The organism is Collinsella aerofaciens ATCC 25986 (genome assembly GCF_964239575.1).
In the GTDB taxonomy this organism is placed as follows: Bacteria; Actinomycetota; Coriobacteriia; order Coriobacteriales; family Coriobacteriaceae; genus Collinsella; species Collinsella aerofaciens_BQ.
Genome location: NZ_CAXSQQ010000029.1, coordinates 1 through 20,869, shown reverse-complemented (window position 1 = coordinate 20,869; position 20,869 = coordinate 1). Strand labels below are relative to the sequence as shown.

Sequence of the window (20,869 nt, the reverse complement as noted above, 5' to 3'; positions counted from 1 at the left end):
TTCGACAAGGGGCGACCATTGTGCAATCGCAAGAAGATGACGGGGCGGAATGTCAATCCTGGTCTAACAGAGCCTTATTTAATCCCCGTCCCGAAATTGAACCGCCCCCTCATTTCTTGAACATTAGAAATGGGGGCTTCTTTATGGACGGGAGAGTCAGGCACGACGCCACGCTGAAGACTCTTGCAGCAGAGCTTTGCGACAGGGGGTACGGGCGCGCCGAAGGCCGGCGGGAGGCCGAAGGGTGCCCGGACCCGGCCGGGGCCGGCGGCGTGCGAGGCAAGCTCATGCGACGGAGCTGCTGCCCGGGTGCCTGAAGGACGAGTTCTACAGGAACCGGACGTGGCGGAGCTTCGAGGAGTTCAAGCGGGACCTCGAAGCCTATACCGTTCACTGGAACAAGAGGAGGCGGGTTAAGCAAAAGGGACTGACCCCGGAGGAGTTCCGGAATCAGTCCCCATGTGCGACATAGGTCGCTAATTGACCCGTCCAAGTATCGGGGCGAAGTTCATTTCAGCGCCGTTTGAGAAAGCTAGACGCCTTCGGGCAGGTTATCCCGGACACGGGGCGGCCGCCTCGACCGACCTCGGCCCTCGCCCACCTCAACTGCTCCTCAATTACATAGAGCTGGTCGAAAAGGGCGCAAGCTAGCGGGCGCCTTCCTCGTCGTCGTTGGGTCGGTAAGTGATGAACTCGATAACAAAGGCCAGAACGGCAGAGACGAGTGAGGCGATGATCGCGAAGATCATGTGGGAGATCCCGGCGCCACCAGGGGTCCCGTCGATGAAGTTGAGCAGGTTGAAGACGCCGAGGCCGCCCGAGATGTACATGAGGGCGCCCGTCATTCCCACGATGGCGCCGCCCACGGCGGAGCTCAGGCATGCCACGACGAACGCGCGCTTGTTGGGCAGGGCGATGCCGTAGATGCCAGGCTCGGTGACGCCGAAGAAGAAGGCGGAGATCATCGCGGGAAGGGCGATGCCGCGGAAGCGCTCGTCCTTGTTTCTGAGGTACATGGCAAAGATGACCGCTCCGAGCGCGAACCCGTGGCCGATGGTGGCGGCGAGCACGCTGTCGTGGCCGAGGGTGTTCAGGTTCATGATGGAGATGGGGATGAGGCTCCAGTGGAAGCCAAAGATGACGAGGCACATCCACAGTCCGCCGACCAGGGCGCTGCCCAGGACGGAACCAACCACGGGGAGCTGGAAGATGAACGAGAACGCCGCGCTCAGCAGGTTGGTGATGAGGGTGGCCACCGGGCCGATGACGAGGTAGCCCAAGACGATGGAGACCGTCATCGTGGCGAGCGGGACGAGGAACATCTTGAGCGCAGTCGGCATCCAGCTCTTGAGCCAGCGCTCAAGGATAGAGCCGAACCACACCATGAGAAGGACGGGAATCACCGAGCTCACGTAGCCGGACACGGGCATGATGATGGGGAGCCCGAGGGCGGTGGCGTACCACGAGAACGTGCCGGCCACGCCGAGGTCGATGCTGCCGAGCGCCTCACCCGAGGTCAGGGCGACCATCGTCGGGTAGAGGAGCGCCACGCCGATTGCCACGCCGGTGAACTCGTTCATGCGAAACTTGCGCGCGGCACTGAACGCCAGGGCGACGGGGAGGAAGTAGAAGAAGCCGTCAGCCACGGTGTAGAGCAGCGTGTAGAGGCCGTCGTTTGCAAAGGCCGGGACGAAGTAGGTGATGAGGGCAAGCAGTCCCTTCATGATGCCTGCGGCGGCAAGCGGTCCCAGGATGGGCTGGAAGATGCCAGAGATGAGGTCGATGATGACGGAGGCAACGGTCTTCTCGCCCTGGGGCTCGTCGTCGGCGCTTGCGCCGCTCGAGAAGTTGCCGGCCTCCATGACCGCGTCGTAGACGTCCTCGACGATGTTACCCACGACCACCTGGTACTGGCCGTTGGCCTGGATGACCTGGATGACGCCCTTGAGGGCCTCGGTCTTGGCCGTGTTGGCGCGGGACTCGTCCTTGAGCTTGAAGCGCACGCGCGTGATGCAGTGCGCGACGCTGGCGACGTTCTCGGCGCCGCCTACGTTCTCGAGTATGGATCTGGCCAGGTCGTCGTATTTTTCAGCCATTATTTTCTCCTTAGCGATATTGCCCGGGCGGCTAGCCCAGGTCGCCTCCGTTGGTGGCGATGGCCTGTTGATACCAGTAGAAGCTCTTCTTGCGCCTGCGCTCGAGCGTGCCGTTGCCCAGGTTGTCGCGGTCCACGTAGATGAAGCCGTAGCGCTTCTCCATCTCGCCGGAGCCCGCGCTCACGAGGTCGATCGGCCCCCAGGTGGTGTAGCCGAGCATCTCGACGCCGTCCTGCTCGATGGCGTCGCGCATGGCCTCGATGTGCTCGCGCAGGTAGGCGATGCGGTAGTCGTCCTCGATCGTGCCGTCGGGAAGCACCTCGTCATAGGCGCCGAGGCCGTTCTCCACCACAAAGAGCGGCTTCTGGTAGCGGTCCCAGAGGTCGTTGATCGTGATGCGGAATCCCAGCGGGTCGATGACCCAGCCCCAGTCGCTCGTGCGCACGTAGGGGTTCTCCACGCCGGCGAAGGCGTTGCCCTCGGCGACGCCGCCCACGGAGTCGGGGTCGCCCGCGGTGCAGCGCGAGGAGTAGTAGCTAAACGAGATGAAGTCGACGGTGTTCTCCGCAAGGATGCGCTCGTCCTCGGCGGTCATGCCCACGTCGATGCCCTCGCGCTCGAGCATCTTGAGCGCGTAGCCGGGGTAGCGACCGCGCGCCTGCACGTCCACGAAGAAGAGGTCCTCCTGGTTCTTGACCTGCGCCGCGCGAACGTCCTCGGGACGACAGGAGTAGGGGTAGTAGCTTCCCGCGGCGAGCATGCAGCCCACCTTGTTCTCCGGATCGACCTCGTGGGCGATCTTGGTGGCCCAGGCGCTCGCCACGAGCTCGTTGTGCGCGGCGCGGTACTCGGCCTCGCGGGCATTCTCCCCGGGCTCGAGGACGATGCCGGCACCCATGAAGGGACGGTGTAAGATCATGTTCATCTCGTTGAACGTGATCCACCAGCGCACGAGGCCGCGGTAGCGGTTGAAGAGCACCGTCACAAGCCGCTTGTAGAGCTCGATAAGGGTGCGGTTTCGCCAGGCGCCGTACTTCTTGACGAGGTGGATGGGGCAGTCGAAGTGCGTGATGGTCACGAGGGGCTCGATCCCGTGCTCGCGGCAGCAGCGGAACACGTCCTCGTAGAAGGCGAGCCCGGCCTCGTTGGGCTCCTCCTCGTCGCCATTGGGGAAGATGCGGCTCCAGGCGATGGAGAGGCGAAAGACCTTAAAGCCCATCTCCGCGAAGAGGGCTATGTCCTCGCGGTAGTGGTGGTAGAAGTCGATGCCCGTCTGGGCCGGGTAGTAGTACCCGGGCTCAAAGTCGAGCATGCGCCTCAGGCCGCGGCTTACGTCGTTGCGCTCCGGCCCGTGTGGGATGACGTCGACGTTGGCAAGGCCGCGGCCGCCCTCGTCATAACCTCCCTCGCATTGGTTGGCGGCGGTGGCTCCTCCCCAAAGGAACCCTTTTGGAAATGGCATGGTGCCTCCTTCTCTCTGGCGCCCCCATCTCTGCGGGGGACGCTTTATAACGTCCTTGCGGCCTCGCGCGCCGGGCCCGTGGCCCTTTCCCTGATGCGCGCGGGCCGCCTGTGAAGGGGTGGCTAGCTGACGGCTTGTCCTGCGGCGGCGCGACGTGCCTCCCGGCCTCCAAGCAGGGAGGGGACCTGTGCCAGGCACACGCCGGCGAGGATGATGGCGACGCCCAGCCACTCGACGACGCCGAGCGGCTCGCCGAGGACGATCATGGCGATGAGCAGGCCGGCGGGGAGTTCCGCGGCGGCCATGACAGTGGAGAGGCCTGCGGGCAGGTGCGGAGAGCCCATGCCGAAGAGCAGGACCGGGCAGAGCATGCCAAAGAAGCCGGCGATGACGGCAAAGGGCAGGATGCCCTGGGCGAGGACGCCCGAGACGACGTAGTCCGGGCACACCGTGAGCGACATGACCACGGAGCCCGCGCACACGATGACGCCACGCTGCTCGGACGAGCAGGGGGCCTCGACCTTGCCGGAGAGGGTGACAAAGAGGGAGCAGGACACGGCCGCCCCCAGCGCGCAGAGCAGGGCCACGGGGTCGTACCCGGTGATGCCGGTCTTGTAGACGCCGCTGGCGAACACCGTTCCGAAGACGATGACCAGGGCGGAGGCCACTTGGAGGAGCCTCGGCGGCCGGCGCGTCATGACGGTCTGCCACACGAGCCCCAGCCACGTGAACTGGAAGAGGAGCGTGAGCGCCACCGGGGCGGGCAGCACGCTCATGGCGTAGCAGTAGAGGATTGAGGTGAGGCAGGTGAGGGCTCCCAGGCCCATGAGCTTGAGGGCGAGCTTCCAGCCCACGCGCTGCCAGCGGTGCCCGAGTGCGTGCCCTGCGAGCGTGGCGAGGGCGAAGAAGAGGCAGCCGAACCACGCCTGGCTCGCCACCACCTGCGCCGAGGTGAAGCCCGCGGCGTAGGCGAGCTTGTAGGTCGTGGCCATCGCGCCGTAGCAGGCGCCGCCCGCAAAGACCTGGAGCGCCGCCTTGGCCTGTCCCGCGCCCGTGGCTCCTGCCCCGGCGGCCTGTTGCTTGATTGTGTTTGTTCCTGCCATTAGGCTCCCTTCCGTCTGCTGTCTTGCAGATGCACGTCTCGTGCGTCTGTTCCCTGCAGTCGGAAGGTGGGCTCGTGCGGTCTTCTGGCGGTGCATGTGGTACCTGCTGCCAAGACGAAAAAAGCCACGCAACCGACTGCTCGGTTGCGTGGCAAAAAGGTGGCTAGCGCCCAGAAAAGTCCACGCGTTTTTAGACTGGGACAAAGTATTACAACAGGTGAGATTCCGTCAAGAAAAAACCGAGGAAAAAAGTGAGCCTCTGCCCGCCGTACCTATGGCAGTCGTTCCCCAAACGGGGCGGTGCTGTTGGGGACTGTCTCGATCTGTAACAGTAAGACCCGGTTTTGGTCCGTAGATGTTACAGATTTAGACGTTTTGTCGGGGCGGTTTCCGTTTGTCTTGATCTGTAACAGTTAGGGTCAAAAGTGGGTCTAGATGTTACAGATTGAGATTGTTGAGGATGGGTGAGGATAGCTAATTCGGACGGGGCTATTTTAAACATTGGGAAATCGAGCGTGGCAAGCGGAGGTCTTCGGGGTATAAGACGGCTAATTGTATGCCGTCTATGAAAGGAACCCTCATGCCCAGCGTTGCCGTTCTCGCCGCCGATGGCTTTGAAACTATTGAGTGCTTGACCATGGTCGACGTCATGCGTCGCGGCGGCGTGCGTGCCACGCTCGTCTCGATTATGCCCACGCGTGAGGTCGTAAGCTCGCTGCAGATCCCCGTGACCTGCGATGCGCTCTTTGATGAGATCAACTTTGACGAGTACGACTGCGTCGTGCTGCCCGGCGGCCTACCCGGTGCCACCAACCTGCGCGCCGATCAGCGCGTCTGCGACGTGGTCTGCGAGTTCGCCGCGACCAAGCACGTCGCCGCCATCTGCGCTGCCCCGTTTATCCTGGGCGAGCTCGACCTGCTCGAGGGGCGCCACGCCACGTGCTTCCCTGGCTTTGAGAAAAGCTTCCCCGAAGGCGCCTATACCGGCGAGAAGGTTACGCAAGACGGCAACATCATCACCGCTAGCGGCATGGCCCAGTCGCTCCCCTTTGCGCTTGAGCTGCTGCGCACGCTCGCCGGCGACAAGGCCGTCGAGAAAGTCGCCGAGGGCATTCAGCTATGATTTTGGCTTCGCAATCACCGCGCCGCATCGAGTTGATGCGCGAGGCGGACTATGACATTCGCATCATTCCTGCCGATATCGACGAAACGCCGTTTGATGGCGAGGCCCCGCTTACGCTCGTTGAACGCTTAGCACGCGCAAAAGCCGCCGCCGTTGCCGCCGAGCATGCCGAGCCCAATGAGCTGACGGTCGCGGCCGACACCATCGTCACCTTTGACGGCAAGATTCTGGGCAAGCCGGCAACCGAGGACGAGGCGCGCACCATGCTCCGTGAGCTTTCGGGCCGCACGCACCAGGTCGCAACCGGCGTCTGCATCGTTAAGGCAGGCGATACGGCCGCCCCGCATGCCGCCGAGAGTCTGTCCTTTGTCGATGTGACCGACGTGACGTTCTACGAGCTCACCGACGAGCAAATCGAGCACTACGTCGCCTCGGGAGAGCCCATGGACAAGGCCGGCGCCTACGGCATTCAGGGCACAGGAGGACGCATGCTCGTGCACGATATTTCGGGCGACTTCTATAACGTGGTGGGCCTACCCATCGCCCGCGTCGCGCGCGCGATTCAAAAACTCTCGTAATTGCATCTGGCGCTGGGTATCCCCCGGCGCCTACAATTTTGGCGTACCGTACGGATCCCGACCGGGCACAAGGCGCGGCGGAAAACCGATAGGAGTTAAACATGGATACACTGCTCGAGGCCATTGACGTCTGCGATGTCGATGGCTTTTGCTATGGCAACTATACGGACGAGGAGGCCGGCACCGGTTGCACCGTAATCGTGGCACCCGAAGGCGCCACCGGCGGCGTTGACGTTCGCGGCGGTGCCCCAGCATCGCGCGAAACCGACCTGCTGCGACCCGAGAACACCGTCGACAAGGTCCACGCCGTCTGCCTTTCAGGTGGATCGGCCTTTGGCCTCGAGGCTGCAAGCGGCGTCGCTCGCGAGCTTGAGAGCCGCGGCATCGGCCTTCCCGTCGGCCCCACGCAGGTGCCTATCGTGTGCTCCAGCTGTATCTTCGACCTCGCCTTTGGTAACCCCACCGTTCGCCCCGACATTGAGGCCGGCATCGCCGCGGTGCGCGAAGCACTCGACAACACCCCCACCAAGCTCGAACAGGGCAACGTGGGCGCCGGCACGGGCGCCACCGTGGGTAAGCTCATGGGCCCCGCCACCTGCATGAAGGCCGGCCTAGGCGCTGCTGCCGTGGCACTCGGCCCCGTCAAGGTGGGCGCCGTGGTCTCAGTCAACGCCTGCGGCAACGTTGTCGACCCCTTCACCGGCGAGTGGGTCGCCGGTATGCGCGCCGCAGCCGATAGCGACCAGATTGTCGACATGGAACTCGCAGCCTTTGCCGCCGCCGGATCCATGCAGATGCCGCTCGACCGCACCAACACCACCATCAGCTGCATCGTCACCAACGTGGAACTCACTAAGGCACAAGCCACCAAGGTCTCCCAGATGGCCGCAGACGCCTACGCACACGCCATCCGTCCCACACACACCACCAACGACGGCGACACCATCTACACCCTCGCCAGCGGCAAACTGGGCACCCAGGCAAGCGCCGCCGTTCCCCTAGACTTACTGGGTATGCTCGCCGTAAGGGCCCTACAGACCGCCATCGTAAACGGAGCCAAAACCGCCAAAACCTCCCACGGCATCCCCGGCGCCGCGAAGTAAACTAGCTCGTCCGGTTGCCCGGTGGGGCTTGGTTATGTTTGCTGCTCTACAGTCCTGGCTCGCACGGAGAGCACATTAAGTACTCTTCGGCTCGTGCGGAACTCGCGACAAACATAACCAAGCCCCACCGGGCAACCTACCAACCAAGTCTTTTCAGCCCAGGCCCCTGTGTACCGCGCATCGAAGATCTTCAAATTCAAATAACCTGACAATCGATTCTTATAGCAGAGGCCCCTTGGCCTTTAGTTTGATACAAGTTCCGCACGAGCCGGAAAGCACTTAATGTGCTTTCCGTGCGAGCAGGACTGTTCGCAGTAACAAACTAAAGGCCAAGGGGCCCAGTCAACCTATCAGCAGCGATTACTCAGCAGCTAGTTGAATTTGAAGATCTTTGAGGCAAGACGGTATAGGCCGAGTGTGGTTTTGTCTCCGGCCCGTCCACGCAGATTGGTGAAGAACCCGACCACGCCGTAGCGGGCACGACGATACATGCGCTCGTCGTAGGCCTTCAAATCATTCCACAGCGTCTTTAGGCGCTCGTCGGCGCAATCTTCCTCGGAAAGCTTGGTGAGCACCGAGCAGATCGCCATCATCATGGTGAAGTAGCCCATCATGTACGAACGCAGGCGCGACGACTCGACATCGCTGTACAGGTGGTACGACTCCATCATGATGCGCGTCACACGGAACTGCTGGTCCAGACGCTTGACCATCGTTGCCTCGTTGACGCTCTGGCCCTCGCGACCGATAAAGTAGCGGTAGAGGTCGATGTCGGCGTAGTACATGGTCTTGCAACGCGGCAGCGGCACGTAGGCGTAGATGTTGTCCACATAGAACGTGTGCGGCGGCATGGGAAGGTTGGACTCGCGCAGCACATCCGTCCGATAGCACAGGCTGTGCATAAGTAGGTTCTGGTCCAGGCGGAAATGACCGATCTGATCCCAAGAAAAGATCTTTTTGCGCGGCAGGGCAAATTTGTAGCCAATAGCGGTATGCGTGCCCTCGTAAACCTTCTCGTACACGTAGTTCGAGATAAACAGGTCAACGCGCTGGTCGCGCTCTTCAAAGCCACGCAGAATCGACAGCATGGTCGAAAGGGCAGCGCCGTCAAGCCAGTCGTCCGAATCAACAACCTTGTAGTAGGTGCCCTGCGCCTCGCGCAGACCCGAAAGGACGGCAATACCGTGACCGCCGTTCTCCTGGTGCACCGCGCGGATGATTCCAGGATAACGGGCCTCCCACTCGTCGGCCTTGGCGGCCGTCTCGTCCTTGGAGCCGTCGTCCACCACGATAATCTCGATATCGGTGGCGTAATTGCTCCCCTCCAAGATAGAGGTGATGCAATGGTCCATGTCCTTGGCGGCGTTATACGAAGGAATACCGAATGTTATGACTTTATGCATGGCAGGCGATAATCTCATCCGAAAGATCGAGGGCGGAATTGGTCACAGCGTCCATATCGTAGTAACGATACTCGGCCAGACGACCAACCGGGTGGAAGTTCGTCAGGTTCTGGACGCGCTCAAGATAGCGCTCATAGAGCTCACGGTTCTCGGGCTCAAGAATGGCGTAGTACGGCGTCTCGCCCGAGCCGGGCGTATAGGCCTTGGAGTACTCCTTCATGATGGTGGTCTTGCCGGGCAGGACCTGCCCAGTCATGTTCTTGAACTCGGTGATGCGCGTGTAGTCCTCGCTCGTGGTGTAGTTGACGGTGCCCACGGGCTGGAACTGGTCCATATCGAGCGTCTCGAACTTCATGTCGAGCGTACGGTACGGCAGAGCGCCCAGGTCGAGGTTGAACAGCTCGTCGAGCGGACCGGTATAGACAATCTCGCCACCATAGACTTTGCCGTCGATCTTGACGGTAGTCTCGTCGATCTCAAAGAGATCGCGGGCGTCCACGTCGCAGAACACGTCGATCAGGTCGTGGTCGAGCATGTGCTCAAAGAGCGCCGTGTAGCCCTCCTGCGGCATGCCCTGGAAGGGAGCTTGCGGGAAGTAGCGGTCATCATCGCCCACAAAGACGGGAACGCGGCCGGTGATCGAGGGGTCGATCTGATCGGGCGTCTGGCCCCACTGCTTCATGGTGTAATGCAAAAAGACGTTCTCGTAGACGTAATCGGCGACCTCGGCCAAGTCGGGGTCGTTCTTCTTACGCAGCTCCATAATGGGCACCTTGACATCCTTGCCAAAGGTCTCCACGAGCTTCTGATACAGCTCCTCGCCGCGCTCGTCACCAAAGGCGAGCTTGAGACTCGCATGGTTGAAGGGCACGGGCATAAGGGTACCGTTGATGTTGGCGAGCACCTTGTGCTGATAATCCGTCCACTTGGTAAAGCGCGACAGGAAATTGTGCACGCGCTCATTAAAGGTGTGATAGATATGCGGACCGTACTCGTGGATCAGGATTCCGGCCTCGTCAGTGCAGTCATAGGCATTGCCCGCAATGTGGCTACGGCGCTCCAAAACGGCAACACGATAGCCGATGGTCTCGGCAAGACGGCGGGCACAAACGGCGCCGGCATATCCAGCACCGACGACAATCATGTCGTACGCGCCGGCGTTAAAGCCTTCAGGCAGGCCTGAGGTAATCTGCATCGATACTCCTTGTCAAAAGCCACGGGCTCGTTAGCTGGGCTTTTCTCGAACATTCTTCGAGACATATTTATCAGAGCGATTATAGCGCTAATGCGTCCTATAATGAGCTTGCCACACAAGGAAAGCTCAAGCACCGCGGCGTACATAATTGAAAGGTAAACCCGCTAGCAGCGGGTTTATTCGTGAACAGCCGGGCGCCTGGAGCTTAGCGAAACGCTTGTAAGGAGTAACATGAGCGATTTCCTTAACCGTATGAAGTCTGCCGCCAAGGCCGACCTTAAGACGATCGTCCTGCCCGAGGGCGAAGATCCGCGCACCATCGTCGCGGCCACCAAGATCATCGAGGAGGGCCTGGCAAAGATTGTCATCCTGGGCAACCCCGACGAGATCAACGTTCCCGGCGCCACCGTCATCGACCCGCGCAATGCCGAGAAGCACGAGGAGTACGCGCAGAAGTTTGCCGAGCTCCGCGCCAAGAAGGGCGTCACCATCGAGCAGGCTCGCGCCCAGGTGATGGACGCCACCTACTTTGGCACCATGATGGTCAAGATGGGCGATGCCGACGGCCTGGTCTCCGGTGCCTGCCACTCCACTGCCGACACTCTGCGCCCTGCGCTTCAGATCCTCAAGACCGCCCCGGGCACCAAGCTGGTCTCGGCCTTCTTCGTGATGTGCACCGATACCCCGCAGTTCGGCACCGACGGCACGCTGATCTTCGCCGACTGCGGCCTCAACATCAACCCGTCCTCCGACGAGCTCTCCGAGATCGCCATCGCCTCCGCTCACTCCTGGTCCACCTTCATGGGCAATGTTGAGCCGCACGTGGCCATGCTCTCCTACTCCACCATGGGCTCCGCTGGCGGCGAGGTCGCCAAGAAGGTCCAAGAGGCCGTGAAGTTCTGCAAGGAGAAGGCTCCCGAGCTCGCCATCGATGGCGACCTGCAGCTCGACGCCGCTATTGTCCCCACCGTCGCCCAGCTCAAGGCTCCCGGCTCCTCCGTCGCCGGTAAGGCCAACGTGCTCGTGTTCCCCGACCTCGAGGCCGGCAACATCGGCTACAAGCTGGTCCAGCGCTTCGCCGGCGCCGACGCTTACGGCCCCATCCTGCAGGGCATCGCCAAGCCGGTCAACGACCTGTCGCGCGGCTGCTCTGCCGACGACATCGTGGGTGTCGTAGCCATCACCGCCGTCCAGGCTCAGATGGCTGAGTAGCGCACGCACTCGCCCGAAGGCCGTACGGGCTAACCCCTGAAAACGTCCTCGACCAATGAATCGCCCCCGTTCTGCTCCTTCGGAGCTACGAACGGGGGCGTTTCTGGTCAGTGCGGAATGATTTCAGGGGTTAGCCCGTACGGCCTTCTACCGCTACGTAGCAATTAGGGCATCTGGAGTGGACGGCGGCTTGGCTACGAGCTGAGGCTGAAGATCTGAATGGTTGGATGCCGTTGCTGGGAGCGCAGGCGTTGCTGATGATGATCTCTTTGGGACTGGAATTTTCACCTGCTAGCAAAAAGGCCTCCGGAGCTGTTGCTCTGGAGGCCTTTCGTTTACTTGCAAATGCGTGCGTTAGTTGTTCTTGGTCAGACGCTCGACGTCGTGGGCGATCATGTATTCCTCGTCGGTGGGGATGACCATGACCGTGACGGCGGAACCGGCGGCACTGATGACCTGCGGGCCGTTGCCCACGGCCTCGCGGTTCTTGTTATTGTCGATGCGCACGCCCAGCCACTCAAAGCAGTCACAGAAGGCCTTGCGGATCGACCAGTCGTTCTCGCCGATGCCGGCGGTAAAGGTGATGGTGTCCACGCCCGCCATGGAAGCAATCATGGAGCCGGCCTGCTGCATGGCCTTGTAGGCGAACATATCGAAGGCAAGCAGGCAGCGCTCGTCGCCCTCGGAGGCGCGCGTGCGGATGTCGCGGGCGTCGTTGGAGATACCCGAAATGGCAAGCAGGCCGGACTGCTTGTTCATCATGTCGTCGACTTCCTGGTAGCTGTAACCGCCCTCGCGCTGCAGGTAGCATACGGTAGCCGGGTCAATGGAACCGCAGCGGGTGCCCATCATCAGACCGTCAAGCGGCGTGAGGCCCATCGTGGTGTCGCGGCACACGCCGTCCTCGATAGCAGCAAGCGAAGCACCGTTACCCAAATGGCACGAAAGCAGACGGTGGCAGCGCGAACCCAGGATCTCCTTGGCCATCATCCACTCATAGCGGTGGCTCGTGCCGTGAGCGCCGTACTTGCGCACGTGGTACTTGTCGCACACGTCCTTGGGCAGCGCGTAGGTATAGGCGACCTCGGGCATGGTCATGTGGAACGAGGTGTCGAAGACCGCCACGTTGGGCAGCTCCGGATACTTCTCACGGCAATACTCAATCGCCGCGGCCTCGCCGTAGTTGTGCAGCGGGGCGAGCGGGGCCACCTCGAGAATCTTGGCCATAACCTCGTCGTCGACAACTGCGGAATCATCGAAGTGCCAGCCGCCCTGAACGATACGATGACCAATGCCATCAATCGTAAAGTCGGTCTTCTCAAGCTCCTCGAGCACGCGAGCGATAGCAGAGCGATGATCGGGGAAAGGGACCTCCTCGGTCTGCTTGGCGCCACCGTTCTCGGAGTGGCCAAAGATGCCCATGTCCGAACCGATACGTTCGCAGTTGCCCTTGGCGAAAACCTCGCGGGTATCGGTATCCAAAAGCTGATATTTAAGGCTTGAGCTGCCGGCGTTGACAACAAGTACGTTCATGAGACTCCTTCGCAGTGCAATACGGTCGACGCAGGCCCCTTAAGGCGGCCGCATTTTAATAAGAAGTTATCATATCTTGATAAATAGATATCAGCATATCGCCCAACGAGCGCAAAAGAGGGGCCGAACGGCGCTCGGTCGTCCAGCCCCTCCCCTCTTGCAATTACTTGCCGTTGACGATGCGCTCGACGTCGGAAGCGATCATGAACTCCTCGTCCGTGGGAATGACGAAAATCTTGACCTTGGAATCCTTGGCAGACAGGCACCAAGCGCCGTCACCACGCAGGGCGTTGCGCGCATGATCCATCTTGACGCCCATAAAGGCCAGACGGTCGGCAACGCCAGCGCGAACAGCCGGAGCGTGCTCGCCGATGCCGGCGGTAAAGACCAGGGTGTCCATGCCGCACATGGAAGTGGCCATCTCGGCAGCCTTGGCGGCAATCTTGTAGACGAACATATCGAAGGCGAGCTGAGCCTCGGGGTCACCGGCAGCGGCGAGCTCCTCGACGTTGCGGCAGTCGTTGGTCTTGCCGCCGGTCACAGCCAAAAGGCCGGACTTCTTGTTCATCATCTCATCGACCTCGTCGAAGGTGTAGCCGCCTTCGCGCTGCAGGTAGCACACGGTAGCCGGGTCGATGGAGCCGCAGCGGGTGCCCATCATGACGCCGTCGAGCGGGGTGAGGCCCATGGTGGTGTCCATGCACTTGCCGTCCTCGATGGCGCACAGGGAAGCGCCGGAGCCGATATGGCACACGACGACCTTGCGAGCCTCGCCGTTGGTCATCTCGGCGACCTTCTTGGAGATGTAACGGTAGCTGGTGCCGTGGGCGCCGTACTTACGGATGTGCAGCTTGTCGCAAACATCCTTGGGAAGGGCGTAGGTCTTGGCAACCTCGGGCATGTTGAAGTGGAAAGCGGTGTCGTAGACCGTAACGTTGGGCAGGTCGGGATACTGCTCCAGGCAGTACTCGATAACGTTGGCCTCGGGGTTGTTGTGCAGCGGCGCCAGCGGAGCGACCTCGCGGATCTTGGCGAGAACGTCCTCGTCGACGAGGGAGGAGTCGCCAAAGTACCAGCCGCCCTGAACGATACGGTGACCAATGCCCTCGATCTTGACGCCGTTGGCCTCGAGGTCCTTCAGAACGACCTCGATGGCGACCTTGTGGTCGGGGAACTCGATGTTCTCGGTCACCTTCTTGGAACCGTTGGCAGCGTGGGTGAAGGTACCGCCGGTAAAGCAGACGCGCTCGCAGGAGCCCTTTGCGGACACCTTGTGGGACTTGGTATCGATGACCTGATACTTAAGGGTCGAAGATCCTGCGTTGACGACCAGAACGTTCATGTGTCTCCCTACTAACAGGCGGTGTGGCGCCGCCAGGTTACATACGCTTCAATAATAAACCCAAACGCCCTCGCGCTCGGGTTTATTGCGTTGATATATAAGTTATCGGTGCCTGAGCTTCCGTTTCATTGCACGGAAGAGGCGTCCTCAGATGAGGTTCTCGCCCAGGTTTTTGCCGCCGAGGACGTGCATGTGGAAGTGCATGACGGTCTGACCGGCGTTGACGCCCTTGTTGGAGATGACGCGGAAACCGTCCTCCAGACCCTTGGCCTTGGCGACCTCCTGGATGGCGTGGGCCATGGCGCCCATGGTCTCGGCGGGCACGTTATCGGCGATGTCACTGTAGTGCTTCTTGGGGATCACGAGCGTGTGGACCGGCGCCTGGGGATTGAGGTCGTCGAACGCGATGACCTGGTCATCCTCGTAGACGACGGTCGAGGGGATCTCGTGGTTGGCAATTTTGCAGAAGATGCAATCACACATGGTTGGTTCCTTTCTCACAGACCAAGGTAATTATATTTGGTCGGGATGGTTAGAACGAAAGGTTGTCGTCGGTGTTGGCGGCTTCGCCGTCGGCGAGCACGTCGTTGCCGTCGACGTCCTTAAGGAGCACCGAGACCTTCTGCTCGGCATCGGACAAGCGGGTACGCAGGCTCTTGAGGAGCTCGACGCCGCGGGTATAGCTCTCAAGCGACTCCTCGAGCTCCATATCGCCCGACTCCAGGCTGCGGATGATGAGCTCCAGCTCCTGCGAGGCCTGCTTGTACGTAAGCTGCTCGACCGGGGTCTTCTCTGCCATATCTGTTTCCTTTCCTAAAGGTTTATCACAATGAAACGCGGCCTACTCGACCGTATTGACCGTTGCCGCCACGTTGCCGTCTGCCATGCGTACACGAATGGCATCGCCGGGCTTAAAGGTCTTGGCGCTCGTAGCCACACCGTCATCGCTGTACGCGATGGAATAGCCGCGGGCAAGCACCTTGAGCGGCGACAGGGCATCGAGCGACGCGGCAGCTCGGCCCAGGTCGGACGCAGGTTTGCCGAGCATCGTACGTCCCTGATGCTCCAGACGGGAACTCGCAAGCGTGAGCGCATGGCGCTTGCCATCGAGCCCCGAGGTGCTTGCGATCAAACGCTCGGGCAAACGCTCGAAGTTGGAGTGGAATGTCCCGACCGAGCGCGTTATGGCACCGGACAGGCGATCGGCAGTCAGCGCAAGCTCCGATTCGCGACGCTCGACCATAAATGTGGGGTCGTTGAGGCACGGGCGGCATGCGGCGGCATTGAGCGCGTCGCCCAGACGGGCCGTATAGGTATCCCAGGCACGGCGACCGCGCTGATCGAGCATCTCCAAATCAACCTGATTCGACCCAATCATCGATGCCATCGCGGCGCCCAGGCGCTGATGGCGCGTCTCGAGCACGTCGGCCAACTCCGTCATGGCCGGCGCCACCGATTCTGCCGCCGCCGTGGGCGTGGAAGCGCGACGGTCGCTCACCATGTCGCAAATCGAGGTATCGGGCTCATGGCCAATGCCGGTCACCACGGGCACGGGACAGGCCGCCACCGCGCGGGCAAGCTCCTCGTCGTTAAAGGTCATGAGGTCCTCGAAAGAACCGCCGCCGCGCACCAGCAAAATACAATCGGGCGCCGGCGTAATGGAAGCGGCGCGGCGCAAGCCCTCAATGAGCTCTGTAGGCGCACCCTCGCCTTGAACCTTAGCGCCCACGCAGACGAGCTCGACGAGCGGGTTGCGACGACGCAACGTGCGCTTGACGTCGTCGATTACAGCACCCGAAAGCGAGGTGACGACCGCCACGCGGGAGCAGAACACCGGGATGCGGCGTTTACGAGCTTCGTCCATCAGGCCCTCGCGGCGTAGCTTTTCGGCCAGTTGCGCCACTTGTTGACGCAGCAGACCCTCCCCCGCCAGCGAAAACGAGCGAGCGACAAAGCTCATACGACCCGTGGCCTTATAGAGATTGAAGCTGCCCTTAAAGCTCACCTGCATGCCGTCGCGCAGATCGAACGTGCGCTTGAGATAGGCGCCCTTCCAAATGATGCAGTCAACGGCGGCCGAATCGTCCTTAATCTGGAAGTAGCAGTGGCCGCTTCGGGCATTGGGGCCACGGAAGCCCGTGACCTCGCCCAGGACGCTCAGCTGCGGAATGGCATCGAGCGCACCGGCGGCGATCTCCACCGCCTGGCTCACGCTGAGCTCCTTGCGCTCCTGCCCATCCGAACCGTCGAACTCGGCGGAAAAGGCATTGCCGGTTAGATTCCAGCCCGCCACGCAGCCTCCTTTCGTCATCGTGCACAAGGGCTCCGGCCCTGCGCAAATTCAAGTCCAACACATAGTACAGCGCCGCGGGGACACGAATCCCCGCGGCGCCCAGCGACCCAATTTGTTATCGGTTGGAGTTTCTGTTGTAGCGAGCCATCAGGTAGAGCAGCTGAATAATCGAAGTGAGCGCTGCGGCCACATAGGTGAGCGCGGCTGCTGTCAGGACCTTCTTGGCACCGTTGACCTGCTTGGAGCTCATACCCGACTGTTCGATGTACGCCACGGCGCGGCGGCTGGCATCAATCTCGACCGGCAGCGTAACCAGTTGGAACAGCACACTAAACGAGAAGAAGATCAGCGCGAGGGTCGTGAGCCCCGCGATGTTCATAAACAGGCCCATGAGTAGCACGATGGTCCAGGTGTTCTGGGTAAAGTTGACGACCGGAACCAGGGCAGTGCGCACCTTCATCATGGCGTAACCGCTTTGGCGCTGGGCGGCATGGCCCGCCTCGTGACAGGCGACGGCAACGCTTGCGACCGAACCGCCCGAACGGTTGGCGTCCGAGAGATACAGGTTGTTATCCTGCGGGTTGTAATGGTCGGTGAGCTCACCGGCGACGCCCTTGATACCCACAGCATTGCAACCATTGGCGTCGAGCATGCGGCGCGCGACCGCAGCGCCCGTGTCACCGTCCGAGCGAACCTTAGACCAGGTTTTATACGTCGAGTTGATATAGCTCTGCGCGGCAAGACCGAGCACCGTACAAACAAGGACAACCAGCAGGTACAGCGGGTCAATGCCAAAGCCGTATCCATAGTAATAAGGCATGCGAATTCCTCCGAATCGAGTTACACGTTGGAGGCATTCTACCCACTCAAGCGGCTAGGCTTCCTTACAGCAATTCAATTTTGCCATCTTTGACCGTCAACCCCATGTTGCCCGAGAGCAGATCGTCCAAGCGCGAGCCCACAAGCTCAAAGCGCCAACCTTCGCGCAGGCGACTCTGCTCGGGATGCTCAATGTAGTCGGCCAGGTCATCGCGCGAGGCAATGACCGAGGTCGCAACGCCCGAGCGCTCGGCAACCAGGCGGATAAGCGCATACATAAGGTCAGTCACGCTCTCCAACTCCGGCGAAATCTGACGATGTCCGCGCACCAAGAGCGGCAGGCGATCGTGCGGACAGCTCGCACCGCGCTTGATGGCCATCAGCGCGCCGTCCACGTCGCGCTCCCCCAGCTGGTCGGTACCGCGAATGCTGCGGAACTCCTCAACACGCACGGGATTGCGCTTGACGAGTGCCAGCAGCGTATCGTCGGACATAACCCACTTGCGCGGGATGTTGCGCCGCTCAGCGCGGTCCTCACGCCAGGCGGCAAGCTCGCGCGCAATGCCCAACTGATGGCGGCTGCACGAGTTGATGCGCTTGACCTTGCGGAATGCCTCATGGCGGTCGGCGCGGTAGTGCGACTCGTCGGCCAGCGGGCGCAGCTCATCGAGCACCCAATCCACACGGCCCAGCTCGCGCAGGCGGCTCATCATCTCGGTATAGGCGACGATCAGGTACTTGACGTCATCAATCGCATACTCAATCTGCTTATCGGTCAGCGGGCGGCGCGACCAGTCGGTCAGCGACTCGGTCTTAGGCAACGAAACGCCGCAAAACGTCTGCACGAGCGCACCGTAGGAAATCTGCTGACGCTCGCCCAAAAAGGCGGCGGCGACCTGTGTGTCAAAAATCGGACGCGGCAGCGCGCCCACGGTGTGGAGCATGACCTCCATATCCTGCGAGCAGGCGTGGAAGACCTTGGTCACGCTCTCGTCGGCCATAAGCTCGGCCAAGGGAGACAGGTCGTCGATCACCAGGGGATCGACCGCGACGCTCTCGGCAGGGGTGGCAATCTGAACCAGGCACAGGCGCGGATGGAACGTACGCTCGCGCAAAAACTCGGTATCGACGGCAATCGCGTCGAACTCACGGGCGCGCTGGCAAAAGTCGAGTAGAGCCTGATGTGTGGAAATGTACATATCAACCCATCGAATAAGGTTAGGCCCGAAAAACACGGGTAGGATATCGGCATTGCCTTACAACTATACTCGGTTAGTCACAGAACGGGAACGTAAGTATGCGCTGCCTTATCATCCACAACCCGGCATCGGGCCCCAGCTCAGATGAAATCTACGCATTTACGCACGCCCTCGCGCAGGGCGGCGACGAGGTCGTGATGCGCTTTATCGGCGATGGCATGGAGCCCGAGGACGCCGTGGCAGACGTGCGCGAATTCGATCGCGTGGTGGTCTCGGGCGGCGACGGCACCGTCTCCAACGTGCTCGACCAGATGCGCGGATGCGGTGTCCCCACGCTCGTCTTCCCCTCCGGTACGGCCTGCCTGTTCTTCAACAACATCGGTAATGCCCCCGAGGCGGCGGCGCTTGCCAAGGCTTGCCGCGCCGGTCGCACGGTCAAAGTGGACATGGGCGAGCTCTTTTGGCTCGACGAGAACGGCAACGAGAAGCGCCACGGCTTCATCATCATCGCCGGCTCGGGCTTCGACGCCGAGATCATGATGAAGGCCGCCCCCACCAAAAACGACATCGGCGAGATCGCCTACTTCCTCTCCGCGCTCGCCACGCCCAATCCCACGGTGGCGCACTTTACGATTGAGCATGACGGCATTGTCGAGGAGCTCGACGGCATCTGCTGCATGGCAGGCAACACCTCGGTCATCCAAAACGACATCAACCTGTTCCCAGACTGCCGCATGAACGACGGCATGGTCGACATCGCGGTCATCGAGCCCGTAAAAACCGTGCAGTTGCTGCCCACCGTGATCACCGCTGCGCTCGACCCCGCCGGCAAGGTGCTCGGTCGCCCGCAGTTCAAGATCATCCAGACCAAGGAAGCTAAGATTACCTGTACACCGTCGCTGGGCATGCAGTTCGATGGCGAGATTATCTCCAGCAACTCCGGCGTCTTTGGCGCCCGCGCGCTTCCGCAATGCCTCGACCTCATCGTCGACGAATTCTCACCGCTCGGTAAATAGGAGGACCCCATGAACGACAATCCCCTGCTCGGCTTTATCGTCATCGTTTTGGCCATGCTCGTCGGCTATGCGATCAACGTGATTCACCGCCGGAAGAAGTAATTCCACATTGGTATGATATTCATCCGAATATCATCTCCCCCGCTGTTTATGCATTTGCCAAACAGCGGGGGATTTTTCATTTCGGTATTTCCAGACGCTTTATCCAGATGCAGTAATTGCAGGGCGTCTTTATTTGGCTAAAGCTACAAACTGAGTATATTAAACCGCTCATCGCATATTTCATTACGCTTATCGAGTAAGCATTTTTCATAGATGAATATTGTTTCCGATTCGTTACGCTAAGGAAGTGTCTTTATTGGCTGAAGCCCTCTGGCTGCGGAGGGCTTTCGCACGCTGGGAGGGAATATGAGGAAAACTCACCCCGTCAACGCGCTCAAAAAGCTTGGCATAGGCCTCGCCTTTGGAGCTGCAACCATCATGTCCATGCCGACCTCTGCGCTCGCCTGCACGCAGATGTACATGGGCAAAGATCTAACGGCCGACGGCAACACGTACTACGGCCGTGCCGAGGACTTTGGTGCGCGTTACCTCAAACACTTCGGCATCGAACCTGCCCACGAAGCTGGCTTTACGTACAGCTCGAATGAGTCTGCTTTCGAATACACTTCGAATAAGCCTACATATCGCTACAGCTACGTACGTGACCATCCCTCCAATTGGGAGGGCCACACCGACGCCTACTCCGAAGCCGGTATCAACGAGAAGGGTGTCTCTTGCTCCGCTACGCTGAGCACCTCCTATAACGAGGATGCCAAAGCAGCAGACCCAATCGATGAGGCTACCGGCATCGGCGAGTACAGCTACGGCAGCGTCATCCTGGGCCAGAGCGCCAATGCCCGCGAGGGCGTCGAGCTCCTCGGCAGCCTGATCGACGAGCAGGGCACTTGCACTAACGACCAGATCATTATCGCCGACAACAACGAGACCTGGCTGTTCGCCACGCTTTCTGCCCATCAATGGATTGCCATGAAGCTGGCCGACGACGTCGCCTCACTCAACCCCAACATCGGCAGCCTCAACTACGATGTCGACCTGAACGATACTGAGAACTGCCTGCACTCCAAGGACATCGAGTCCATGCCCGTGGAGAAGGGTTTCGCCAAATACTCCGCTGACGGTAAATTCGATGTCGCCCAAACGTATGGCGAAAGCCTCGCCGATTCTGGCGTTAACCAATGGTCCCGCTATGTGCAAGGCCGCCATTATTTTGCTAGTCAGCTGACCGAAGGCACGGATTACGAAATTAAAACTATCGATCGCGTCGAAAATGTTGGTGTAAGGGTGACGCCCTAGCGCCCGTTTAACGAAGAACGGCCTTCGTCCTAGAAT

Annotated in this window: 19 protein-coding genes; 7 read left to right on the top strand and 12 right to left on the bottom strand. The window is 60.7% G+C overall.

Annotated elements, in window-relative coordinates; genetic code table 11:
• Positions 1-244 precede the first annotated feature (244 nt).
• Positions 245-472 carry an IS3 family transposase gene (locus tag ACESUZ_RS09195; RefSeq protein WP_373199723.1) on the top strand — a complete coding sequence of 76 codons (228 nt, stop codon included), beginning with the start codon at positions 245-247 and terminating at the stop codon, positions 470-472.
• 175 nt (positions 473-647) lie between these two features.
• Here ACESUZ_RS09195 and ACESUZ_RS09190 read toward each other — a convergent pair whose 3' ends face one another.
• The 3 genes from ACESUZ_RS09190 to ACESUZ_RS09180 all read right to left on the bottom strand — a co-directional run bounded on the left by ACESUZ_RS09190 (position 648) and on the right by ACESUZ_RS09180 (position 4,661).
• Complete coding sequence (locus tag ACESUZ_RS09190; RefSeq protein WP_373199722.1) at positions 648-2,096, bottom strand: PTS transporter subunit EIIC; 1,449 nt, start codon at positions 2,094-2,096, stop codon at positions 648-650.
• 31 nt (positions 2,097-2,127) lie between these two features.
• Positions 2,128-3,558 (bottom strand): 6-phospho-beta-glucosidase, encoded by a 1,431-nt coding sequence (locus tag ACESUZ_RS09185; protein ID WP_117583936.1) that lies wholly within the window; start codon positions 3,556-3,558, stop codon positions 2,128-2,130.
• 122 nt (positions 3,559-3,680) lie between these two features.
• A complete protein-coding gene (locus ACESUZ_RS09180; protein ID WP_373199720.1) occupies positions 3,681-4,661 on the bottom strand; it encodes a DMT family transporter in 981 nt (326 codons plus the stop codon).
• Between the two features lie 580 nt (positions 4,662-5,241).
• Between ACESUZ_RS09180 and ACESUZ_RS09175 the strand changes: the two genes are divergently transcribed.
• The 3 genes from ACESUZ_RS09175 to ACESUZ_RS09165 all read left to right on the top strand — a co-directional run bounded on the left by ACESUZ_RS09175 (position 5,242) and on the right by ACESUZ_RS09165 (position 7,465).
• Positions 5,242-5,784, top strand: a complete 543-nt coding sequence (locus ACESUZ_RS09175; RefSeq protein ID WP_055287259.1) for a DJ-1 family glyoxalase III — start codon at positions 5,242-5,244, stop codon at positions 5,782-5,784.
• On the top strand, positions 5,781-6,362 hold the full coding sequence (locus ACESUZ_RS09170; protein ID WP_148345561.1) for a Maf family protein: 582 nt from the start codon (positions 5,781-5,783) through the stop codon (positions 6,360-6,362). The genes ACESUZ_RS09175 and ACESUZ_RS09170 overlap by 4 nt, the downstream gene beginning before the upstream one ends.
• Before the next feature lie 101 nt (positions 6,363-6,463).
• The gene (locus tag ACESUZ_RS09165) at positions 6,464-7,465 is read left to right on the top strand and encodes a P1 family peptidase (RefSeq protein ID WP_373199718.1); all 1,002 of its coding nucleotides are present in this window, start codon (positions 6,464-6,466) and stop codon (positions 7,463-7,465) included.
• A gap of 371 nt (positions 7,466-7,836) precedes the next feature.
• Here ACESUZ_RS09165 and ACESUZ_RS09160 read toward each other — a convergent pair whose 3' ends face one another.
• Entirely contained in the window at positions 7,837-8,868 is a 1,032-nt protein-coding gene (locus ACESUZ_RS09160; protein WP_022094096.1) for a glycosyltransferase family 2 protein, read from the bottom strand.
• Positions 8,861-10,063 (bottom strand): UDP-galactopyranose mutase, encoded by a 1,203-nt coding sequence (glf, locus tag ACESUZ_RS09155; protein ID WP_195361192.1) that lies wholly within the window; start codon positions 10,061-10,063, stop codon positions 8,861-8,863. Before glf ends, ACESUZ_RS09160 begins: the two co-directional genes overlap by 8 nt.
• 231 nt (positions 10,064-10,294) lie before the next feature.
• Here glf and pta point away from each other — a divergent pair, with 231 nt between their 5' ends.
• A complete protein-coding gene (gene pta, locus ACESUZ_RS09150) occupies positions 10,295-11,275 on the top strand; it encodes a phosphate acetyltransferase (protein WP_006234296.1) in 981 nt (326 codons plus the stop codon).
• 354 nt (positions 11,276-11,629) lie between these two features.
• On the opposite strand, the gene ACESUZ_RS09145 is transcribed toward pta, so the two are convergent.
• The 7 genes from ACESUZ_RS09145 to rnd all read right to left on the bottom strand — a co-directional run bounded on the left by ACESUZ_RS09145 (position 11,630) and on the right by rnd (position 18,461).
• The gene (locus ACESUZ_RS09145; protein WP_117820680.1) at positions 11,630-12,808 is read right to left on the bottom strand and encodes an acetate/propionate family kinase; all 1,179 of its coding nucleotides are present in this window, start codon (positions 12,806-12,808) and stop codon (positions 11,630-11,632) included.
• 163 nt (positions 12,809-12,971) lie between these two features.
• A complete protein-coding gene (locus ACESUZ_RS09140; RefSeq protein ID WP_006234305.1) occupies positions 12,972-14,150 on the bottom strand; it encodes an acetate/propionate family kinase in 1,179 nt (392 codons plus the stop codon).
• Positions 14,151-14,297: 147 nt separating this feature from the next.
• The gene (locus ACESUZ_RS09135; protein WP_035137921.1) at positions 14,298-14,633 is read right to left on the bottom strand and encodes a histidine triad nucleotide-binding protein; all 336 of its coding nucleotides are present in this window, start codon (positions 14,631-14,633) and stop codon (positions 14,298-14,300) included.
• A gap of 49 nt (positions 14,634-14,682) precedes the next feature.
• Positions 14,683-14,949, bottom strand: coding sequence for an exodeoxyribonuclease VII small subunit (gene xseB / locus ACESUZ_RS09130; RefSeq protein ID WP_006234311.1), 267 nt, complete (start codon positions 14,947-14,949; stop codon positions 14,683-14,685).
• Between the two features lie 42 nt (positions 14,950-14,991).
• Positions 14,992-16,443 carry an exodeoxyribonuclease VII large subunit gene (gene xseA, locus ACESUZ_RS09125; RefSeq protein ID WP_373199715.1) on the bottom strand — a complete coding sequence of 484 codons (1,452 nt, stop codon included), beginning with the start codon at positions 16,441-16,443 and terminating at the stop codon, positions 14,992-14,994.
• 115 nt (positions 16,444-16,558) lie between these two features.
• On the bottom strand, positions 16,559-17,263 hold the full coding sequence (locus tag ACESUZ_RS09120) for a zinc metallopeptidase (protein WP_195919565.1): 705 nt from the start codon (positions 17,261-17,263) through the stop codon (positions 16,559-16,561).
• 64 nt (positions 17,264-17,327) lie between these two features.
• Positions 17,328-18,461 carry a ribonuclease D gene (rnd, locus tag ACESUZ_RS09115; protein ID WP_373199712.1) on the bottom strand — a complete coding sequence of 378 codons (1,134 nt, stop codon included), beginning with the start codon at positions 18,459-18,461 and terminating at the stop codon, positions 17,328-17,330.
• Between the two features lie 98 nt (positions 18,462-18,559).
• On the opposite strand from rnd, the gene ACESUZ_RS09110 reads away from it, so the two are divergent.
• The gene (locus tag ACESUZ_RS09110; RefSeq protein WP_156597430.1) at positions 18,560-19,477 is read left to right on the top strand and encodes a diacylglycerol/lipid kinase family protein; all 918 of its coding nucleotides are present in this window, start codon (positions 18,560-18,562) and stop codon (positions 19,475-19,477) included.
• A 408-nt stretch (positions 19,478-19,885) separates the two neighbouring features.
• Positions 19,886-20,833, top strand: a complete 948-nt coding sequence (locus ACESUZ_RS09105; RefSeq protein ID WP_373199710.1) for a C69 family dipeptidase — start codon at positions 19,886-19,888, stop codon at positions 20,831-20,833.
• Positions 20,834-20,869 lie beyond the last annotated feature (36 nt).

Bases quoted from the DNA above. Each gene is read 5' to 3' on its own strand.
- ACESUZ_RS09185 (WP_117583936.1), bottom strand. From the start codon at position 3,558: ATGCCATTTCCAAAAGGGTTCCTTTGGGGAGGAGCCACCGCCGCCAAC.
- ACESUZ_RS09160 (WP_022094096.1), bottom strand. From the start codon at position 8,868: ATGCATAAAGTCATAACATTCGGTATTCCTTCGTATAACGCCGCCAAG.
- glf (WP_195361192.1), bottom strand. From the start codon at position 10,063: ATGCAGATTACCTCAGGCCTGCCTGAAGGCTTTAACGCCGGCGCGTAC.
- pta (WP_006234296.1), top strand. From the start codon at position 10,295: ATGAGCGATTTCCTTAACCGTATGAAGTCTGCCGCCAAGGCCGACCTT.
- ACESUZ_RS09170 (WP_148345561.1), top strand. From the start codon at position 5,781: ATGATTTTGGCTTCGCAATCACCGCGCCGCATCGAGTTGATGCGCGAG.
- ACESUZ_RS09110 (WP_156597430.1), top strand. From the start codon at position 18,560: ATGCGCTGCCTTATCATCCACAACCCGGCATCGGGCCCCAGCTCAGAT.
- ACESUZ_RS09140 (WP_006234305.1), bottom strand. From the start codon at position 14,150: ATGAACGTTCTGGTCGTCAACGCAGGATCTTCGACCCTTAAGTATCAG.
- rnd (WP_373199712.1), bottom strand. From the start codon at position 18,461: ATGTACATTTCCACACATCAGGCTCTACTCGACTTTTGCCAGCGCGCC.
- ACESUZ_RS09105 (WP_373199710.1), top strand. From the start codon at position 19,886: ATGAGGAAAACTCACCCCGTCAACGCGCTCAAAAAGCTTGGCATAGGC.
- ACESUZ_RS09165 (WP_373199718.1), top strand. From the start codon at position 6,464: ATGGATACACTGCTCGAGGCCATTGACGTCTGCGATGTCGATGGCTTT.
- ACESUZ_RS09135 (WP_035137921.1), bottom strand. From the start codon at position 14,633: ATGTGTGATTGCATCTTCTGCAAAATTGCCAACCACGAGATCCCCTCG.
- ACESUZ_RS09180 (WP_373199720.1), bottom strand. From the start codon at position 4,661: ATGGCAGGAACAAACACAATCAAGCAACAGGCCGCCGGGGCAGGAGCC.
- ACESUZ_RS09175 (WP_055287259.1), top strand. From the start codon at position 5,242: ATGCCCAGCGTTGCCGTTCTCGCCGCCGATGGCTTTGAAACTATTGAG.
- ACESUZ_RS09120 (WP_195919565.1), bottom strand. From the start codon at position 17,263: ATGCCTTATTACTATGGATACGGCTTTGGCATTGACCCGCTGTACCTG.
- ACESUZ_RS09190 (WP_373199722.1), bottom strand. From the start codon at position 2,096: ATGGCTGAAAAATACGACGACCTGGCCAGATCCATACTCGAGAACGTA.
- ACESUZ_RS09145 (WP_117820680.1), bottom strand. From the start codon at position 12,808: ATGAACGTACTTGTTGTCAACGCCGGCAGCTCAAGCCTTAAATATCAG.
- xseB (WP_006234311.1), bottom strand. From the start codon at position 14,949: ATGGCAGAGAAGACCCCGGTCGAGCAGCTTACGTACAAGCAGGCCTCG.